24 protein-coding genes and 1 pseudogene are annotated in these 18,501 nt (G+C 46.9%); 7 read left to right on the forward strand and 18 right to left on the reverse strand.

Features of this window, described 5'->3' with window-relative positions; all coding sequences use genetic code 11:
• Position 1: 1 nt before the first annotated feature.
• Positions 2-733, forward strand: coding sequence for a nuclease-related domain-containing protein (locus tag NMD08_RS26420; RefSeq protein ID WP_000338612.1), 732 nt, complete (start codon positions 2-4; stop codon positions 731-733).
• 286 nt (positions 734-1,019) lie between these two features.
• Here NMD08_RS26420 and NMD08_RS26425 read toward each other — a convergent pair whose 3' ends face one another.
• The 11 genes from NMD08_RS26425 to NMD08_RS26475 all read right to left on the reverse strand — a co-directional run bounded on the left by NMD08_RS26425 (position 1,020) and on the right by NMD08_RS26475 (position 8,063).
• Complete coding sequence (locus NMD08_RS26425) at positions 1,020-1,373, reverse strand: hypothetical protein (protein WP_000210769.1); 354 nt, start codon at positions 1,371-1,373, stop codon at positions 1,020-1,022.
• A gap of 65 nt (positions 1,374-1,438) precedes the next feature.
• Positions 1,439-1,723, reverse strand: a complete 285-nt coding sequence (locus tag NMD08_RS26430) for a hypothetical protein (RefSeq protein ID WP_001091367.1) — start codon at positions 1,721-1,723, stop codon at positions 1,439-1,441.
• Between the two features lie 356 nt (positions 1,724-2,079).
• A complete protein-coding gene (locus NMD08_RS26435; RefSeq protein ID WP_000442693.1) occupies positions 2,080-2,379 on the reverse strand; it encodes a hypothetical protein in 300 nt (99 codons plus the stop codon).
• A gap of 432 nt (positions 2,380-2,811) precedes the next feature.
• The gene (locus NMD08_RS26440) at positions 2,812-3,180 is read right to left on the reverse strand and encodes a hypothetical protein (protein ID WP_000537761.1); all 369 of its coding nucleotides are present in this window, start codon (positions 3,178-3,180) and stop codon (positions 2,812-2,814) included.
• Between the two features lie 225 nt (positions 3,181-3,405).
• Positions 3,406-3,942: a hypothetical protein gene (locus NMD08_RS26445; RefSeq protein ID WP_000800251.1), complete on the reverse strand. Its 537-nt coding sequence runs from the start codon at positions 3,940-3,942 to the stop codon at positions 3,406-3,408.
• Between the two features lie 67 nt (positions 3,943-4,009).
• Positions 4,010-4,447 carry a hypothetical protein gene (locus NMD08_RS26450; protein WP_000286108.1) on the reverse strand — a complete coding sequence of 146 codons (438 nt, stop codon included), beginning with the start codon at positions 4,445-4,447 and terminating at the stop codon, positions 4,010-4,012.
• 44 nt (positions 4,448-4,491) lie between these two features.
• Entirely contained in the window at positions 4,492-4,788 is a 297-nt protein-coding gene (locus NMD08_RS26455) for a hypothetical protein (protein WP_000856246.1), read from the reverse strand.
• 134 nt (positions 4,789-4,922) lie between these two features.
• The gene (locus NMD08_RS26460) at positions 4,923-5,624 is read right to left on the reverse strand and encodes a hypothetical protein (protein ID WP_004248818.1); all 702 of its coding nucleotides are present in this window, start codon (positions 5,622-5,624) and stop codon (positions 4,923-4,925) included.
• 314 nt (positions 5,625-5,938) lie between these two features.
• Positions 5,939-6,220, reverse strand: a complete 282-nt coding sequence (locus NMD08_RS26465) for a hypothetical protein (RefSeq protein WP_000708863.1) — start codon at positions 6,218-6,220, stop codon at positions 5,939-5,941.
• 65 nt (positions 6,221-6,285) lie between these two features.
• On the reverse strand, positions 6,286-7,470 hold the full coding sequence (locus NMD08_RS26470) for a hypothetical protein (protein WP_001272971.1): 1,185 nt from the start codon (positions 7,468-7,470) through the stop codon (positions 6,286-6,288).
• Positions 7,471-7,886: 416 nt separating this feature from the next.
• Entirely contained in the window at positions 7,887-8,063 is a 177-nt protein-coding gene (locus NMD08_RS26475; protein ID WP_001371930.1) for a hypothetical protein, read from the reverse strand.
• Positions 8,064-8,573: 510 nt separating this feature from the next.
• On the opposite strand from NMD08_RS26475, the gene NMD08_RS26480 reads away from it, so the two are divergent.
• From NMD08_RS26480 to NMD08_RS26500, 5 genes are all read left to right on the forward strand, one after another.
• Positions 8,574-9,518 (forward strand): DUF5417 domain-containing protein, encoded by a 945-nt coding sequence (locus tag NMD08_RS26480; protein ID WP_000778029.1) that lies wholly within the window; start codon positions 8,574-8,576, stop codon positions 9,516-9,518.
• Positions 9,519-9,613: 95 nt separating this feature from the next.
• A complete protein-coding gene (locus tag NMD08_RS26485; RefSeq protein ID WP_012695474.1) occupies positions 9,614-10,216 on the forward strand; it encodes a hypothetical protein in 603 nt (200 codons plus the stop codon).
• 59 nt (positions 10,217-10,275) lie between these two features.
• Positions 10,276-10,626 (forward strand): hypothetical protein, encoded by a 351-nt coding sequence (locus tag NMD08_RS26490; RefSeq protein ID WP_000743059.1) that lies wholly within the window; start codon positions 10,276-10,278, stop codon positions 10,624-10,626.
• A gap of 46 nt (positions 10,627-10,672) precedes the next feature.
• Complete coding sequence (locus tag NMD08_RS26495; RefSeq protein WP_001015183.1) at positions 10,673-10,876, forward strand: hypothetical protein; 204 nt, start codon at positions 10,673-10,675, stop codon at positions 10,874-10,876.
• Between the two features lie 281 nt (positions 10,877-11,157).
• Positions 11,158-11,478, forward strand: coding sequence for a hypothetical protein (locus NMD08_RS26500; RefSeq protein ID WP_000332796.1), 321 nt, complete (start codon positions 11,158-11,160; stop codon positions 11,476-11,478).
• 608 nt (positions 11,479-12,086) lie between these two features.
• Here the strand turns inward: NMD08_RS26500 and NMD08_RS26505 are convergent.
• The 3 genes from NMD08_RS26505 to relB all read right to left on the reverse strand — a co-directional run bounded on the left by NMD08_RS26505 (position 12,087) and on the right by relB (position 12,843).
• Positions 12,087-12,245 (reverse strand): type I toxin-antitoxin system Hok family toxin, encoded by a 159-nt coding sequence (locus NMD08_RS26505; RefSeq protein ID WP_001447866.1) that lies wholly within the window; start codon positions 12,243-12,245, stop codon positions 12,087-12,089.
• A gap of 71 nt (positions 12,246-12,316) precedes the next feature.
• Positions 12,317-12,604: a type II toxin-antitoxin system mRNA interferase RelE gene (gene relE, locus NMD08_RS26510; protein ID WP_000323025.1), complete on the reverse strand. Its 288-nt coding sequence runs from the start codon at positions 12,602-12,604 to the stop codon at positions 12,317-12,319.
• Positions 12,604-12,843, reverse strand: a complete 240-nt coding sequence (gene relB / locus NMD08_RS26515; protein WP_000534858.1) for a type II toxin-antitoxin system antitoxin RelB — start codon at positions 12,841-12,843, stop codon at positions 12,604-12,606. The genes relE and relB overlap by 1 nt, the downstream gene beginning before the upstream one ends.
• Before the next feature lie 24 nt (positions 12,844-12,867).
• Here relB and NMD08_RS26520 point away from each other — a divergent pair.
• A pseudogene (locus tag NMD08_RS26520) lies at positions 12,868-12,984 on the forward strand (hypothetical protein); the annotation flags it as partial.
• 121 nt (positions 12,985-13,105) lie between these two features.
• Here NMD08_RS26520 and NMD08_RS26525 read toward each other — a convergent pair.
• The 4 genes from NMD08_RS26525 to NMD08_RS26540 all read right to left on the reverse strand — a co-directional run bounded on the left by NMD08_RS26525 (position 13,106) and on the right by NMD08_RS26540 (position 18,277).
• Entirely contained in the window at positions 13,106-14,029 is a 924-nt protein-coding gene (locus NMD08_RS26525; RefSeq protein ID WP_000167917.1) for a cation diffusion facilitator family transporter, read from the reverse strand.
• Positions 14,030-14,228: 199 nt separating this feature from the next.
• Positions 14,229-14,801, reverse strand: coding sequence for a cytochrome b/b6 domain-containing protein (locus NMD08_RS26530; RefSeq protein WP_001515348.1), 573 nt, complete (start codon positions 14,799-14,801; stop codon positions 14,229-14,231).
• Positions 14,802-15,276: 475 nt separating this feature from the next.
• Entirely contained in the window at positions 15,277-16,515 is a 1,239-nt protein-coding gene (locus tag NMD08_RS26535) for an IS110-like element ISEsa2 family transposase (RefSeq protein WP_000219087.1), read from the reverse strand.
• A 421-nt stretch (positions 16,516-16,936) separates the two neighbouring features.
• Entirely contained in the window at positions 16,937-18,277 is a 1,341-nt protein-coding gene (locus NMD08_RS26540) for an ISNCY family transposase (RefSeq protein WP_000589001.1), read from the reverse strand.
• Between the last annotated feature and the right edge of the window lie 224 nt (positions 18,278-18,501).

Consider the following 18,501-nt stretch of genomic DNA (forward strand, 5'->3'; position numbering starts at 1 on the left):
CATGGATGCTTTCAATCTGCTGTGGAGCATTACGGGGGTAGCTTTCATTATCCTTATTTTCGTCGTGTTGCTGTGTCTGTTGGGATTTATGACCTCTGCCATAGCGGAACGGCGGACTGCAAAGGCAATTGAATCTGGGCTTCCTGAAGAAGCTCAGGGGCTACTTAGTGATCTCACCTTTCAGTTGTCGGCTCATAGCACTACGCAGGTTGATCACATTCTCGTAGCCCCACATGGTATATACGTCATAGAGCAGAAAAACTACGTAGGCAAGCTCTACGGTACTCTGGAGGAAAGCCACTGGCGGAAATGGACTCAGTCCCGAACCCTCAAGTTGCAGAACCCGTTTAAGCAAAACCAGGGGCACATCAGGGCTATTCAGTCTGCTCTTAAGGCTAGAGAACTGGAATGTATCAATGTCGTCATCATAAACGGACGTTGTAAGTTTGATGGCATCAAGCCGGAATGGTTATGTATGGGGATGGACGATTTTATCCATAAAGTCAAACAACGACGAGGGCTACGGTTGTTCACACCGGAGTCTGTTCAGCACATCTGTTCGGTGTTGAAGTCAACAAGGAAGTCGCCAGGGCTCTATACGGACCTTACTCATATTCATAACATAACGACAAAGTACAAAGCCCCGATGAAATTCGAGCAACGAGTAACATACATTCTGCTCAACTTTATCCATTATCTGTGGGCAAGTCTGTTCACTAAGCAGAAGCCTTAGCGCTCTATCATTGGTAAGGCTGTAAAATGTCTGCAAAAGGCCCCATCGGTAAATTGTTGGGGCTTTTTCTTTGCGTAGTTCTGATACGGTTTATCCTGTGGAGCATTATGGCCACCAGCCAGCTGGTGACTGGCCAACGCTTTGTATGACGTAGCCTACTCAGGGCAGGCTATTTTAGAGGGACCGATTTTTATCCGGGCTAATTTAGAAAGAGATAATTTGAACTTAGGCGGGCTGACCACCAGCAGAGAGGTAAATCACTAGCCGGTGATATTGACAGAAGTCGTCAGGGGTTTAACGCCGGAATATTTTGCCAGGCCTCCTGCAAGGTCTGCAAGACTTCTACAAGTGATAGTGACGGCCACAGGACTGTTTCCGTCATTATCACTCCAGGTGGCTCGCACTCTACTGGTACCAGAATTAAAACAACACGAGTTCCTTTTACCTGGTAGGCAAGGTTTACTGCCGGTTGGCGGTAGGAGGCCAGTACACCCTCACCATATTGAGCAGGGTTACTTGCCCAGTTCCGCACCATTGCATACACCTGAGGCATATACCGACTATCCAGATCCCCTTTGGGCCGTCTGAACGGCACGATTTCTTCTGAGCGGTAGGTGGTCGTTGTTGTATTGGTTGTCATCTTTGTCACCTCCCCTGTTCGTCCATTTAGAGTTTTAAGCTGCTTTACACATCACACTCAACTGATTATTTAAGCTGGTCATCGTCTCTGGCCAGCATAGCCCAACCATTCGCCTGGTTTTCGCGGGAGTAAGGATTCATTTCAAAATAACTATCTACCGCGTCGCTGTCCGCAACAGAACTGTTGTTAGCTCTCTTTGAACCCTGAACCACTACAGCATCAACCTCTGCGGCTTTCCCGTTGCGCTGTACCAGGATTTTAACCGTATTGGGCTTACGTCTTGCGAGCAGTTTGTTGGCGATAAAAAGCACAACAATCCAGGCCAAAAGCACGTATAAAAATGTATTCATAATGCCCTCCTTTGTATGTGATTATTATACCTGCTTCCATTGCAGGCCAAACAGGTTCGGTGCATGAAAAATAGACTTCTCTCCGGCGTATAGCAATCTACTTACTGATCTGTTTTCGTATCAAACTGTATGGCATAACCGAGGGGCGTACGTGGTGAGTCAGAAAGTTACTTTTCCGTAATAGTTAATTTCAGATCCTTCTTCCAGTTACGCTTCAGTATAAAACCGATACCCTCTAATTCAGCATCCTTCACGTTTAATACGCTTCACTTTAAGGCAGGGCTTTTCGGTTGAAATGAATTCTTTTTCCGGTTGCTGGACATGGGTTTCATCCTGATAGTTAAAGTTGCAGGCTATCAGTCACCACCACCACCTCCGTCACCTCCTCCACCGCCACCATCACAACCACCAGCTATGCTATTTTCACCATTACAATCACCTCCGAGGGGGTTCAAATGGCTGCTCCCCTGTAGATGGTGTCCTTGCCAGATCGAACCCGAACCAGCGCCTCCTGAGCGTCTTTGCTTGCCCTGAGGCAATTGTGCAGGCTCACCAGCACCGGCGGTACCAAAAATGTCCCGGGCAATTTTATAAAGAAGGTAAAAAGGTACGCCCAGCATCATAAAAAAGATTACTGAAAATATTACACGTTCCATTGATGATCTCCTGTCTTGTGAGAGACCAGTTATATCAGGGTGATTCAGTATTTCCGTTTAGAAAAGAGTACTAATTTGGCCCTGTTCGCTCTTAATTTGCCATCCGGGAAAAAGTCATAGGGATAGGCCTGCCAGAGTCAATAACTTCCAGTGATCTGGAGGAGACCCCGGCTCTCTGAGCCCTCATGGATGGTACGGCTTTACCCCTTGTAAACAGATTCACGTTCCGCAGGACAAACATCGACTACTGACGTCTCATATTTGCTGACGCTAATCCGACGTCTCATTGCCGTCTGCTTGTTTTCTTTAAAGGGTGTATTAGACGAATATCAAATCGGAATGGTAGGGGATGTGTGGGCACCATGCCCGGCCCTCTTTGAGCATCTGAGAGATTGGAGACCTAGCCGGGTAAGATAGCTACTTTCTTACGGGTTACCCTTCAAATCCAAAGACGAAACGGACGCTGCCGTTCTCCACGTGGAGACGCTTTACTTCTTCGACAAATTCCTGGATCACCTCTCCGGCGTTATCGGGTGGTATGGCTGACAAAATTTCTTCCGAAGTCAGCCATGAGTATGAATGTTCACCGAATAAATCATCATCTTCGGACGGTATATCATCAGGTAATCCGCGTAATGCGTGGATAAAAACTGCTGATGTGCTCGCCCTTTCACGATCTACATCAAATCCGAGCCAGGCAAAGTGGAGATATGATCGGTCCCCTTTATAATTGCTTGATAAATTAATCCATTTACCAGGCTTTTCTTCCCTTTGAAATCGCCAGCAGATATCAACGCCCATTAAGAAACTCCATTACTATCGTTCGTATGAGATAACTATCATTTCAGAATACTATGACTTCTTCCCGTATAGAACTAATCGCTCACGCCATTTAGCTACTTACTTTTTTTACGTACGCTTGCAGCGCAGTACCTTGAGAGAAGTAAGTAAGACTGGGCGAAGCCAACCGGTTCCGCCACCTCGCTCACCGGCTTTTAGGCGTAAGCACTGAAGTCAGCCTCCATGCTAACTGGCGAGCCTGCGAAAGTCAGACTCGTTGTTATAAAGCGGCATATCGTAAGCAGTGTCTGAAATGAACATTCGGATCTGCTCAAGCGTCATGCCACAATGAAAACGGGTTACGCTCACATTGGCCCGGGGGAAGTCAGCACAAAATGCATTCAAAACATTCTCATGGACAATACCAATGTTGATTAACGCAGCTGGCCCGTTGTCACGGAAAGATACGACACGGAATCCCCCATACCAGCCTGACTGGGAGAAAAATGAAAATGCACTCGTTGCCAGACCATTAGACAGGTCATAGCGCAATTTCCCGCTCAGAGACTGGCTGTCTCTGCTGTACACGCGATTAATGAAAATGCCGGGACCAACTTCTACCGGCTGCTTGTTGCTTGCTAAACACGGAAAGCCCACCAGCGAAACCTCCCTTTCTCCTAACCAGTTTACCTGATACCCGGCAGTGAGAAAGTCAGTCAGTTCTACGCCAGAAAGAGCATTAATGGCCGCAATATCGGTATCCAAAATATTTACGTTTTTCATATTCATCTCATCTATATTCTAAAGTGCGTTTTTTGTCTATCAGCCCGAGGATTGAAAATTTGAATATTTAATGTGACAGAAAAATACCTGTCACCTTTTCAAAAACTGCCTGCAATTGAATATCGAGAGAGTCCATTTTAAAATCCACCAGCTCAGCTTTATTATCGCAAACCGAATAAAAATAGGAGTCAAATGCGTCTGTATCTTCATCTTTAAAAATACGGAAGGAATTAATTTTATTATGCCCTTCAAATTCGGCATGAATACCATAGCGAACCGAGCCGTCATCGAACTGAACAACCCGTCGTACAGAATTAATCCGGACGTACTGTTTTAAGGCCCTCGCGAAATCGGCATTTAACGCCAACGCTCGTAAGATTGAATCAGCGGTTTCATTCTGCTTTTTACGATCATATTCAAACATCCCACAGCCGGTGTTACGAAAGACCGGCTGAAGAGCATTAACCAGGTTGAAGGAATCCACGTTTCTGTCGTTTCTGTACATGAGATATCTCCTGCCCCTCCGCTATACGAAGGGGCTTGATAGGGTTACTGCCAGGCTGCGATCACTTCTTCGCACTGGAAATGAGATAAGCACTGCTGGAGTAAAAGGGCCAGCACCGCTGTGTTAGGGACGCGATTGTTACACCACGCGTTGAATAGCAGCTGCCATGGACCGGCATAATACCCGGCCAGTTTCTTTTTTTGTTTATCTGTGCAGCAGCTGGAAATGGCCTGCTGATAAAGGCTTTCATTCTCGGCACCAGAGCGTTGTTGCAGTGCCTGATAAATATAGGAGTAGACAGAATCGGAGCAATTAGATGCATAGGCCAGATTGGTTTTCATAATACCTCCTGTGTTTTTGGGTATTATATAAAACTCCGACCTACTGGCTAATAACCCACACTGTAATTTCTTTTAAAAACACAATAAATTTTCAAAATTGGACCAGTGTGGATTTAAGCGAGCAGTTTAAATCTTTATGAACTAGCTTTCAAAGAGGTTGGTTTTTCGGGAAGTTTTTTGCCAGACCAGCATGTTGTTTTTTTTTCTGTAGTGCAGATTAGCTGGTACCTGCCCCTTCTTACCTCTTTGAGCAATGACTGTTTGAAATATGGTAAGCCCAGTTCAAAAACCCAGTAACGACCGTCTGCAAAAACGACTGAATTTTCAACGCCATCCGAAGCCACCAAGGATGCATCATTAAGTAGACGTTCTTCATAATGAAATGGTAATGAAAATGTCAGATATAACGCACAAAGTACAAAGATTCCTGTGAGACTAACTGCCAGTGAACCACAATAACCAGAATAAACATTTAAATTTCTTTTGATAAATTTCTCATGCAAGATTACAAGCAGACAGAATACACAAGCTACCAGCCCAAATCCTACATGCAGATAAAACTGTCTTATTTCATCATTCCAGACGATGTTGTCCCATTTCGTGCTTAAGATTGAACCCAACAAGGAGATAATAAAAGCGGCAATTTGAGAACTGATAAAGTAGGAGAAAGCTGACTTTGAAGTTATTTTTTTCATAGAAACAGGAACCTCTTTACCTCGTTCCTGATCAGAGAAAAGACACAAAACGCACCATGCGCAAAAAACTGCAAGTCCAGATGCAATAATCTCGCGTAAAAACATATTAAACGTTTCCGATAATGAATAAGTAATTACCATATCCTCTCCGTAAGTCTACATATAATTCACACGTGACAAATAATTAAAGGCATTGCTATTCTATCATTATGCATTGCGTTTAAAATCATTTCTAATTCAGCAGAGTAGCGATACAGGCATTTCGCTATCCTAAAATCTGGTAGCTTTCCATTTCCTTGCTGAGATAAATCAAAATAATTCTATTTATTGCCTATTCGGATGCTGCAAAACCTTATAAATCCGGATGTATATCACTTAACAGTGAACCATTCGGTGACTTGCTCTCCGTGAGGTCCACCGGGTTTATCCAGTAGGGAACATTCTGCTTTTACCGTTTACTGCATACGCGAGCAGGAATTCTGTTGCAGTTCTGCATTTGCCTGCTTTTCCAGTGCTGTCATAACCCGGCGGAGCATCGCCAGAGCCTGAACAGGCGAGCTCCCAAACTGCACTTTCACTTCATCCGTATCATGATCCTGAATCAGGTCGAGGATGTTCACTTCGATCCCTGCCCCGTTTTCATCTTTTGCCGTGCACTGAATACTTACCCGGGTCACCGAATCCGTCAGGACTGGCAGTGGGTTAGTCTTGTCTACGTTGATAAAAGCCTTCTTCATTGCCCTGTTTCCCCTTGTCCTGAAAAAGTTACCGACCCGTCCGGATGGAGGGGTCGGTCAGAAAATCATGCCTGTCCCTTATTCATCTTCTCAGCATGCTTACGCAGGTACTCTTTCAGGTCAGCATGAGCATTGATGATATCGTTCATTTCATCATTGGTCAGAACAAGCGTGTAAGTATCAGTGCTGACAGATTCACCTTCTTTAAGCTTGGCTTCTTCAGCAATACGTTCAAAAATCGGGATCGCGGTGTCGGCAATGACGGTCACGGTCTTTTTGTTCAGAACGCTGGACATGGATGGTGCTTTACCTGCCGGGTTCTGTTTAGGAGCGCTGTCCTTTGGAGCCGGAGCTGGTTCCTGTACCGGTGGCGTAACCAGCGTCTCTGTATTGCTTTCATCATTCAGTTGATCCGGTACCGGGGTGTTAACGGTAGCATTACCTGCCGGTTGCTCATCACCGGAGTTTTCCGGAGTCTGCGGATCTGCCATGCGCTCTTCTACCTTGGCAGCTTTGACGAATTTCAGCGTGTTTTTCGTCGCTTTACCATAGATGGAGATCGCCTTGTTGATGTTATCTACCGCATCCTCACCGCTGTACATATACTCGTCCAGCGCAACGTACATGCTCACCTGATCGCTCACAAGCATGGTCTGTAGTTCAGAAGGCAGGTCCAGTACGCGAACCATCTGGCGAAGATGCTGCTCTGATTTACCACGTTTTTTTGCCAGTTCCGCAAAGGTCTTAGGCTCTTCTTTATCTTCAACAAGACGCTTAATTGAAAGCGCTTCAGCTACGACAGACAGCGCCAGGTTGGAGTTGCCGGTCAGGGTGAAGAGTTCTGCTTTTGAAGCGCTACCGCGAAACTCTTCGCAGCGAATACGAGTAATGCGTTCACGCCCTTCTGCTTCCAGCTGGCGGTTTGCAATAGCGATGGAACGGATACGGCAAGCCCCCTGACGCAGTACAGGTACGCCATTAACCATCTGAACAACGATAGGCGTCACGCTGAACGGGTCTTCCATGTAGGCATCGGCCAGGCTGTTCAGGTGTTCCACAACGTGAGGCATTGAATAGTAGAGCTCGCCCATACCGGCCGTGCGGGTGTTAAAGCCTTCCTGCTCTACAACAACCGAAGGGTCAATGATAAGGCCGTTACCTTTACGGGCACCGTTACCAGTGCGTTCCAGGTAACCACGAAGGCTGATTTCGTTGCTGTTGTTTTTTACTTCAGTTTCGATTGCGGACATTTTTGTTCTCTCTTTTGGTTGGTTGTTTAACTGCGCTACAACACAACAATACCAGGTTCGACATTTTTTCTAATAGGTTGCACAGAAGAAAAAGTAACTTTTCTTAAAAAAAATTCCTGAGACAATACTACTCGATCCGTCCGTTTTAAATCTTCACAACAGTGGGCCGTTTTTACGTTTAAGCAAAATAGCTGGTTCAGAAGGTGAGTCGGAGAGAAAAGTTACTTTTCCGGTTGTCTGGGCCAGTGATGAGAGAGTGGCAGGACAGGAATGGCTAAACCGGTGCGGGTCTCTTGTAAGTCGCAGGGGATTGAGGAGATATAGAGGTAAACCGGTACGTTCAGTTTTTGGATTGAGCCGGGCTTTTGGCCCGGGCTTAAGGAAGCGGAAATTTGAACGAACTGGCAGGTAATGATTTATGCCGCCGACAGCTGGCCGTCAGTGCTTTGCTGTTCTGGTTTGACAGTTGGGGGATAACCGGCAGTTAGCCGCTGGCATTCCGCATCACAGAAAGCCCTGAGGTTGCTGAAGACGGACTCCATGAAATCAGCATGAGCATACGAGTCTACAGGACGTGTCTTGTTATCTTTCATCTTGTTCTCCTCAATCATTATTAAAACCAGCGGATTTAGTTCCTGGCGCTCCATCTGCTGACCGGCTTTCCCAGAGAGCAGCGATGTGTCGGGTTCTGTTTCTCATTTTATCGTTTTCATCGGGCCCATCCGGCCGTATAAGAGACCGATTTGGCATGTTTAAGAAACGTACTGGCGACATTAAAAGCTGAGGTTGGCTTTGGAATAAAAGGATACTTTTCCCGTTTGTCAGGTCTTTCGCTACCGCTGCACGATGATTCTGTCAGGCATTCTGCGCCCTCCTTGGCTGTACATCTTGAAACAAGCGGTGGGATGTTCCCTTCCCCCTGCTCACCGCAGAATAATTGGCAAGTCCCGACGGTCGTTCCGTACGAGCCGGGTCCAAATAATGAATAAATACAACGCCACTTCAATTGTATTGACAATAGAAGTTAGGAGGATCATAGTGTCATTCATGGTGCGGCTTTCGCACCACCGCCCCGGCGGTACCGGGCAGAACTGGAGTACCTCATGAAACTTTCCCGTCAGACGACTTCTGATACTTCTGTTGATGGCCGTTCACGCGCATATGCCTGGGGCCGTGTCCATTATTTCATTATCGAACATGCACCAATGGCTGAGCTGGTCGCTATTGACGAGCTGCTGGAAAAAGCTGGCTGGAGCAATGACGGCTGTCCGAACTATGAGAAAGATGACGAGTTTGGTAATGCTGGTTACAGCTGTGGTTACTGGATCGATATTGACAGCGTGGGAAGCTTCAAGGCTGACTACAAACGTCTTAAGGGTGAGATTAGTGCGCATATCGCCTCAAAGGCGGCAGAGGTGGAGATCCGCGTACTGGACTCGATGTCCGACAAAGAATGTAAAGATGTTGCCTCGGTGGCATGTACTGTTCGCCGTGACTTACGTACGCAGTCCGAATCGCTTCATTCACTGCGTACTATCGTAACGGTTGATCATTACAATCCCTATGTGATCACCAGCCGCCCGCTGAGCATTTCCGCCTGGACACTTATCCACGACTGTCTGAAAACCGGCACCATCAATGACGTCTGTTCACGGTTGAGTTCATTAATCCTGCACTCTGAAGCCGCGATTGCCCGTTGTAAGGGAAGCTCCGACTACTCTTCGGAACACGCTCAGCTATCGTTTTTTGCTGGTAACGACTATGTCACCAGACGCACCCTTGTTGATGCAGCTCACGAAGAGGCTCTGCGAATGAACCGCCGCTTTGATGAACGTATTGCAATGAACGCGGATTCTGATGCCAGAAGGCTCCAGTGCGAATTCAACCTGAGCAACCATGTCGTACAGCGTCGGACCGTTGAATCTGCTCATATCCAGGCAATCAACGAAGACGTCACCCGTTCACAGGCGGAACCACGCTGCCCTGGAAAGCTTCTTCTGAAAATGACCAGTCATGAGGAAGTGCGGGACTCACTGAGCACCTGTTAGTCCAGCGACACCCCCTGCGGCTCTACTACCGGGCCGCAGTCTGCTCCGGCCAGATGGTGCCAGTGGCGTAATGAATTTGTTTAATAAGGCTGAGTATGATGAATAAAGAACAACTAATCGACAAACTGGAACGCGTGGTATGTGGTCAGTACTCCTACGAAATGCAGGAGCTTGCGTATTCGGCCCTCTGCTGCATTAAAGGCACCCCGGACGACTGCGCTAAGTTCCCTGTTACGCGTCCGCTGCCTGACACCTTAGTGGACGTATGGGACGAGATCGGGCAATACCTTGGCACAGGCAAAGCCATTGAAACTCGCAGTTGCGGCGTTTCGCTTCTGCTTCATGGACACTGCTACGATTCAAATCATGTGCTGTACTGGCGCAATGCTGGCGCACTTCCAGCAGCTTGCGATACGCCACTGGCTGGTGGGTCTCGCAAACTGTTCACCTGCTCAGCCTGTGGAGTGGACGGTCTGGATGAACCACCTGAAACCAGTTGCCACTGCTGCACAGAGGGGGCCCACTGGATTGAGAGCAGGCTCTTCACCTCCGGGCAGGCAGACCCTGAAGAATTTAGACCCGTGGCGGTCGTGAAAGAGTGTGCAGGCTCAACGCCGGATGATCGGCTCATCTGGAGCGTGATTGAACAGCTCAACGGCGAACTGGCGGAAGGCGATAAACTATTTAAGCAACGCTGACAGATCACGTCAGCATTTATATCAGACGAACTCCAGAATAATTTAAAGCAACCATGAACATGAAAAAGCCCAAAGCTGCATTACAGAATGCCATGAAAGAAGATGTGCCAGCTGTGACACAGATTCAGATGCGATCTACGGTTTCCAGAAAGGTTCGCTATGTAAAACAGGCAAATCGAGAGGGTCTGAAATTATCTGAGTGGATGTCGCGGCATCTCGACGCTGTCTGTGATACCGCAGATGAGATTCATAAAGGCAAACGCTCAACTCCGGTTGCGCCTGGGAAGATTCCCCCTGAGGTATACCAGGTGATATACGATCAGTGCGGCGGGTTCGTGGAGTGTGATGCTAATGCCCAGGTAATCTGGGAAGCCTGCCGTGATGCCATTCTTAACGGAGACAAAGGGTAAACGGCAGGTATCGCCTGTCATTTTTACCCTTGTGAGGAAAATCCTGATGAACCATGAGAGCCGAACTGTATACCTGAACACGGCCATTGAGGCCCTGTTGAAAGCTGAGGCGGCTCTGAACGAGCTGGCATTAGCCTATGTACTCAAACCAGGTGAAAAGGCAAGCGCATGCCATCCCCGAACCGGTACGCTTTCCACAGCTTCCCAGGTAAGAAAACTTCGCCGTGTTCTAGAAAAAAACAAGTTATGACGGCCCTTATACGCTGGCATAATGTACCGTGCTTCGCTCATCCCAGCAGTATGGGTTTTAAACTCTTCCATTTTTAAGAGTACGGGAAGAGCCTTATTATTGTCGCATACCCTACGGATGCATTGCAGTTCAAACCGCTGTTCGGTGCAATTATTGCTGTATCCGGCGGATTTGAAAATGACAGAAATAGTGATGTAAAGCTCCGCCATTAAAGAAATGCCCCGTAGTTTGGCGAATCAACTTTCTGAATTATCTCGATGAACACCATTTAAGGAAATCGAATGTGTGATTTTTGCAGGGCTGACGAAAATTACTTTCATATGGCAGAATGCGTGTATGACCAACTGGTTAAAGAGTATCCCGTAATGTGGCTGCGGGATTCAACCCGGATCGGGGCCTGCTACCTCTGTCGAGAACTGCTGTCGCCGGAGGGGATGGTCCTGGCGATGCAGAGCGCTTTCCCTGCGAAGGGATGGCGGCTGCGTATTTGGTACAATGAAACCATTGACGAAGAGATAGAACCGCAGCGTGGAGACTGTATTGAGCTGTCCTCCAGGGCGGACGCTCTGCTGTCCTTCATGTCGTTCCAGGAAAAGGTTTAGCGCTGCGGCCCCCCTCACAAAAAGGCGCTTTCCGCGACAAATCTGGTACGACCGGACAACGTTGAGTCAATTCTTGCTTCCCCGCAGAAGAATCCCTATGAAGTAAAGTAGAGGTAGGCATTACGCCCACCAGCAAACCTGATAACTGTTCTTTGCGTAACATCCTCAAACTTCTGGTGCCTTCGTAGACTGCGATGCGAATGCCCATGAGCTGAATTCACCGTATCATTTGACCGGATGCAGCGAGAACAGAAATGACAATGTTTGAACGATTTGCCAGACGGCCATAAAACTCTACTGGGTACAGAATAAGGACTGACCGCAATGGCTACGTTCTATGAGCTACCGACCAGTGAGAAGTCCATTGTTTCCGGTACGTGCCCGGACGAGCACCGGTGAAATTTTTCCCGACTGGATTACGCTAAGGCTTTTGAACGGTTTGCGTGAAGTGGGACTCTTTGGGTCTGGTTCTTGATTTATACAAAAGGCTATATGCCACAAGACGGGAGGAAAAAAGGGTTTCCCCGACTGGAGAAACCCTTTCAAAAGGTGCCGATGGCATACTAATCCACACCCCGAAAAGAGGGGGTTGCCCCCCTCTTTGTCAGCTACTTACCGGATTCGTAGGCCAGGATAGCAGATACCTCCCTTGTTCCGTCTTTCATCCGCAACTCGCAAAGCGAGTTTCGTGTGAGCCAGGTGAATATCAACAGCGTTAAACAAACTATTAATATGCACAAAACAATGGGTTGGTTCGGCATTTTCATGGCCTTCTTCTCCTGTCAACGCAAAGCAGAAGTGTCACCATCGGTGCGAAACAGAGATGTCATGCTTTGGTTCAGAGAATGCGTTTGACCGCCTCGCTATATACTTCCGAGCGTTCTCTTTTCCCAACAGAAATCACGAAAACGACAACTTTCTCGTCTATAACCTGGTATACAAGGCGATAGCCTGAAGACCGGAGCTTAATCTTGTAACAATCAGGCATACCACGGAGCTTGTTTGCTTCAATCCGGGGTGACTCAAGTACTTCAACCAGCTTCTTTTTCAACTGTTCACGTACCGTCGAGCCCAGCTTTCGCCATTCCTTTAGTGCCCGCTCGTCAAAATCCAGAAAATACGCCATCAGAGTTCATCCAGCGTCACACGTACTGGCTTAGGATTACGAAGTCGTTCTTTCACTATCTCCACAAGTTCAGCATCTTCATCACTCAGGAGTGTCTGTTTGAACGGCAAGCGTTCATTGTCAGCGATATACTCGAGCATGAGACGAAGCGCTTCAGAAGGAGTTACGCCCATTTTTTCAAGCGCGGCGTAAGAACGCGCTTTAAGTTCATCGTCAATACGTAGGTTAATGCTACCCATGTCTTACACCCCTTGTAATTACAAATGTCATTACAAGTATCGCACTACAACATGCTTAGGGCAAGTCACGAAGTAAGTCAGAAAGTAGTCGTAAGAACGGTGATCACTGTCCGCTTTGTGCCAGAAGCGGACTTTTTAAAAATATTGCGTGCCCAACAATTGGGCGCAGGTCACATCAAGTACCCTCAGAATTATAGAGAATACCTGAAATTTTTGTAGAGCGAGGTTTGTTACCCTGCCCGACCAGCGACATGTGGTTAGTTTAGTGATCAGAAATGTCGAGCGTTTGGTCGTTCATTGACGCGGGATCTTCCAACGGTTCCACATGAGTGGTGATATGGATAAAAGGCAGTGCGGTGCGGATATCATTCTCTATACGCTCGGCCCAGTCGTGCCCATATTGAACAGTCCATCGCCCAGGAACTAGGATGTGCATTGTCATAAACGCCCGCCCGCCAGCCTGGCGTGTACGTAGTGCATGGAAATCAAGCCCCTGTTCACGATATCCTGCCAGCAGTGACTCGATTTTTTTGAGTTCTTCCGTGGGTAGCGATACGTCCATCAGACCTGCAGCTGAACGACTCATAAGCTGATAACCAGTCCAAACGATGTTGGCTGCGACCAGCAATGCAACGATCGGATCGACCCAAAACCAGCCGGTCAGATAAACCAGTCCGACACCAAAAATGACACCGACCGACGTCCAGACATCGGTCAGCAGGTGATGAGCATCTGCCTCAAGAGTGATAGAGTTGTGCTGCCTGCCAGCCCTTAACAAAATGCGAGCCGTCACAAAATTAAGGATTGATGCGACTGTTGAAACCAGTAATCCGAGACCAATCTCCTCAAGCGGCTGTGGAGTTAACATCCGCTCAACTGCGGTATAGGCGATACTGGCTGCCGCCAATAGGATCAGAAATCCTTCGAAAGCACTCGAGAAATATTCGGCTTTGCCGTGCCCATATGCATGGTTCTCATCGGCCGGAAGCGCAGCCAAGGTCAGCATCCAGAGCGCCATTAGGGCTCCTGCGAGGTTAACTACGGATTCGATGGCATCAGATAGCAGACCGACCGAACCGGTCATTTTCCACGCCACACCTTTGAGTCCGATAGTGGCAATAGCCGTGGCAATGGAAAGCCAAGCGTAGTGCGTCAGCGGACGAGGTAACCCTTTTGTTTTAGTCATTATTAACTTCCTAAAATAGGACGACTAACTCACATTTCTATCCATGATAGATAATTAAACAATCATTTCGCCATGAATATTTTTTCGTTTTTATTAAATTTAATTAAAAAGTCTCTGCAAGTGCTGTTTCATCTTCTAGTAAACTAAATTTTATTTTTAGGGTTTTCTTCAACTTGAAGTAATATTATCTCACAACAGATTAGTCACTTAGGTTAACTGAGCGGCTTTTATATTTTTCAATTAAAATATGCAAAACTCCCATTGCACCATGTGCATAAAAATAGACCTCAATGAAAGTAGTAAAGAACTTATGCCAGTGGATTACTGTTTCAGCCAGATTTGACTGCATGGTATTCAACAAGAACCATAGGCCACCTGAAAGTGCTACAATTAGCAATGCTAGAACTCCAAATCCTTGGATTGTACTGGCAATACCTCCCGAATGTGCATCGGGCAGTCGGAAACTAGTCAACGTTTTTATATCTTGCTTAATACCACTAAAGTCAAGCCCTACCCATGAAAAATAATAAGTAAAACCTCTTTGAGTAAGCATCCAACTTAACATAATAAAACCACAAATAATCAGTCCTAACCCTGAAATAATGTGCATCCAGGTTATAACTCCTTCAAGACTATGTTCACCAATTGCTTCGGTCTCTGTCAGATTAGAGTTAATAATTTGTGATAATATTAGAAATGCCACAATGATGTGAAGAATACGAAAAAAAGGAGCGTAATCATGGGGTAATAGATTCCAGAGTCGCAATTTCATTAATGAGTCCTTAGTAAATTTATCGATGATCTTAATCATACAAAAGAATTATTAGGATAACCTTAATTCTTAAAATTGCAGCAGGCATTAGTTCACCTCTGATATGGCCACTTGCGAAATGGGAATGGTAACTGTTATTACTATGTGTTTACTTGCTGTTCTTGTTACGCAGCCCCTTAAACACATTACTTTCAAATATGATTTCCTGCTGGGTTTAAATATGTGTCTTTCTATAGTGCGGCAACCTATTTTTACACCAACTCATGAATTAAATAAGAATCATAAATTAAATGAGAGGTTTAATTCTCTTGCTTAACGCGATGATATTAAATGGAAATTTTAATTTTTGTAATTTATTAAACAGTTAGAATGAGACATGGTAAATACGATCTTCCTTTAGATAATTCTGATAGCACTTTTTCTACTGGGCAGTCTGCAATGTCCGCTTCACGCCCTGAGACATTCGACAAGCTTTTTATGGCTTCAGTAAGGGCGAGTGTCTCGCTTCGAGAGCCAGCAAATATTTCGCTTCGTCATAACAGGTTCTGGCCTTCCAGCAGCGGTAAATGATCCTTATCCATTTGAACGCCAGTGCCCGGATCGCAGACTGATGAGATTTGCCCTTTTCTCTAAGGCCCTGATAATACAGTTTGGCCCAGTATGATGAATTAACCGTCTTGGCAGCCCATTCAACAAAGGTCTGCCTGACGAACTTGGCACATTGCCATCGCCAGTGAACCCATGATTTTTGGCCGCTTCGTTCGGTCACCGGTGCTATACCTGCGTAGTTTTGAATTTCTTCAGCGCTGTTAAACCGGTCACGATTATCACCAAGTGCAGCAAGCATCCGTGGGCCCATGCACGGTCCCATGCCCGGAAGTGATTTGAACAGCCCCGCATCTGGCAATGTGTCAAACAGCGTTTCGATTCGTTCGTCATAGGTTTTGATGATTTCACTCACGACTTTAATTTGTGTCGCCAGTGCTGCTGCCATCAAAGCATTAGCCTCTATAACACTCGGGTCTGTAGTCAATGGGATCGCATTATCAATACTCGCAACACGTTGCTCGGTAAGGGCCATAGCGCGACCACCTTTGGCATTCAGAAAGTTGCGGATCGTGTCGCGTCTGGCTCGTTTCAGTTGTTGCAGACTGGGCCACCGGATAATCAGCTCACACAACAGTAAGCTACCCCGATGTGAGAACCACTCCAGTGGCTGAGGATAATACTGTTTAAGCGTGTTGATTATCCGGTTCACAAAGCGTCGTTTATCTTCAACCAACTGACGACGTTGCTCAACCAGTTGCTGAAGTAAGCGAATATCCGCATTGTCGGGTTCAATAGCTTTTATCTTCTGGGGGTAACGCAGCATTAACTCTAATGCCAGCTCGGCATCCTGCGGATCATCTTTAGCGCCGCTGGGCGAGAAGGCTTGCCGATAACGAGCCAGGGACAATGCGTGGACGGGGAAAACGGTGATAAAGGGGTATTTTTGAAGAGCATATACCACGGGGCCCTTCTTCAGTTCGAGAGCTATTGCGATTCTACCTTTTACTTTCTGGTGTAACTCAGTAAGCCAGGCATCAAGCGCTTCTGCTGTATGTTCAATCACATCGAATACGCGTTCACCGTTTTTAAACTGAACACAGACATCGTGTTTTTTATCAGCCCAGTCCAGACCAACGTGCGCAGCAAATTGATTAGTCACAGTCATCACCAACTCCTTTTTATCGGGGATTGGTATGCATTCCACGCTCTTCGAAAGAAATATAGCCAGCAGTTTATCTGCATGCCCTGAGTATTCGTTAGCGAACGTGGAGCACCTACTGGCTCGAAAGAAAAGCGGCGATCATCACATGATTCTCGCTCAATATTCGTAACCAGTAAGCGCATACCCTGAATCACTTCAAAGTGTAATTCTCAGGGTACGAATGACTATATCTCGCTCTTAGCGGACATTAGCATAGGCTATTTACCATAACGCCGCATTACGCGTACCGCTCAGACGGCCTGAGCGCGTTTCTGACGTGTCCCCGTTAAAAACAGTAACAAACCACCCGAAAATGCACGCCAGAAACGCTACGTAAGAATCTATCCTATGACTGGATATGCACTCAACTGAATAACGCCTGGTTTCAGTCCATTTTATCGGGATCAGCCTTCTTTCTGGGTAATTTAGGGGGCTTCACTTGCTGATTACTTTGCGTGCGGCGCGTGAGCCAAGGATGGTCAGCTTTAGGTTTTACGTAGAATTTTGAGCGTAAATCAAAACGGGCATTATCCACACGTTCATGGACACTTTTTTCATCATCCAGTGGTATAGGCTCCGGGCCATCAACATATTTTTCCCATCCCAACGCTTTCCCATCATACAGAACCTTAATTTCACCGTTAAAGCTTTCGCATACCGTGACAACCGAATGCCGAAGTCGATATCCCCGGCCTTCACTGCGAATCTGAAACGCACTGCTTTTGTACTGGAAAGTGAGATTTTTGGAGAGAACGCGCTTCGCCTGGAGGCTGAAGATATAACCCAGTTCCTCTTCAGAATGGTGTACATCAAGATGGGCGTTATCAGCAATACGAGGCGGCGTAGCAAACCGGTTGTTATAGGCTTCAATAAAGGTCGGCAACCATGCGTTTGCTGTTTCAATATCACTGATACCCTGAAGCCGCATTTCTTTGACCAGCCTGTCCTGCAGTGTCTGATTGGCACGCTCTACCCGCCCTTTTGCCTGCGGGCTGTTGGCATGGATTGGCTCGATGCCCAGTGTCTTTATCGCACGTGTGAACTGAGTCAACTCTCCTTCCCGCTCCGGGTTATTTACTCTGAATATACTGTGTCTGTCAGAATAGAGAGCCAGTGGTACGCCATGATCATTAAGGTAACCCCGGAGGGTTTCCATGTAAGCCCGGGTTGTTTCTGCAGGAGCGAATCGTAGCGCCATCAGAGCGCTGGTAGCATCATCGATAAAGACTATCAGTGTGCATTTGGGGCCCCGACCTTCAAACCAGTCATGAGGCGAGCCATCAATCTGGATGAGTTCACCGTAGGATGGGCGCCGCATCCGGCGCTGATAAATTCGGGCAAACTTACGACGACGTTCGCGCCATATGCCCTCCTCTACCATCCACTTCCTGAGAGTTTCAATGGATAAACACAAGCCGTGTATCTCGCGCAATTTTTCGCACGCAAGCGTAGGTCCAAAATCAGCGTAGCGGCCTTTGAGGAGTGAAATTACTGTTGCTCTGAATTCGGTAGAAAAGGAATTATTGGGACGCTTTCCACGTCGGCGGGAAACTAGACCAGAAGGCCCTTCATTTCTATACCGTTGCACCAGACGTTTAACCTGCCGAATAGAAATGCCAATGCGTGCCGCAGCTTGTTCCTGAGTAATATGGCGATTAAGTGACTCCTGAATAATGTGAAGTCGGTCGAGTTCCTTATGACTCATCGTAACAGTCTCTTTGATCATGAAAAATCCCCCAGAGAATTGTCTGGGGACATTTTAGAATGGTTCAAAGGGGACATTACAGCTTGGTGTTAACAATGGCCTTCTTCTCCTTGCATTTAAGCAGGCAAGAGGCTACTCTGAATGTGACTAGCATACAGGGGCCTCGGGTTAATTGAAAAATTACTCGGGGCTTTCTGCTTTTACCACAGTCAAACAGTGTTACCGCTGGCTGGGGCAAAAGCCTC

This window comes from Citrobacter meridianamericanus (assembly GCF_041320245.1).
Classification (GTDB): Bacteria; Pseudomonadota; Gammaproteobacteria; order Enterobacterales; family Enterobacteriaceae; genus Citrobacter; species Citrobacter meridianamericanus.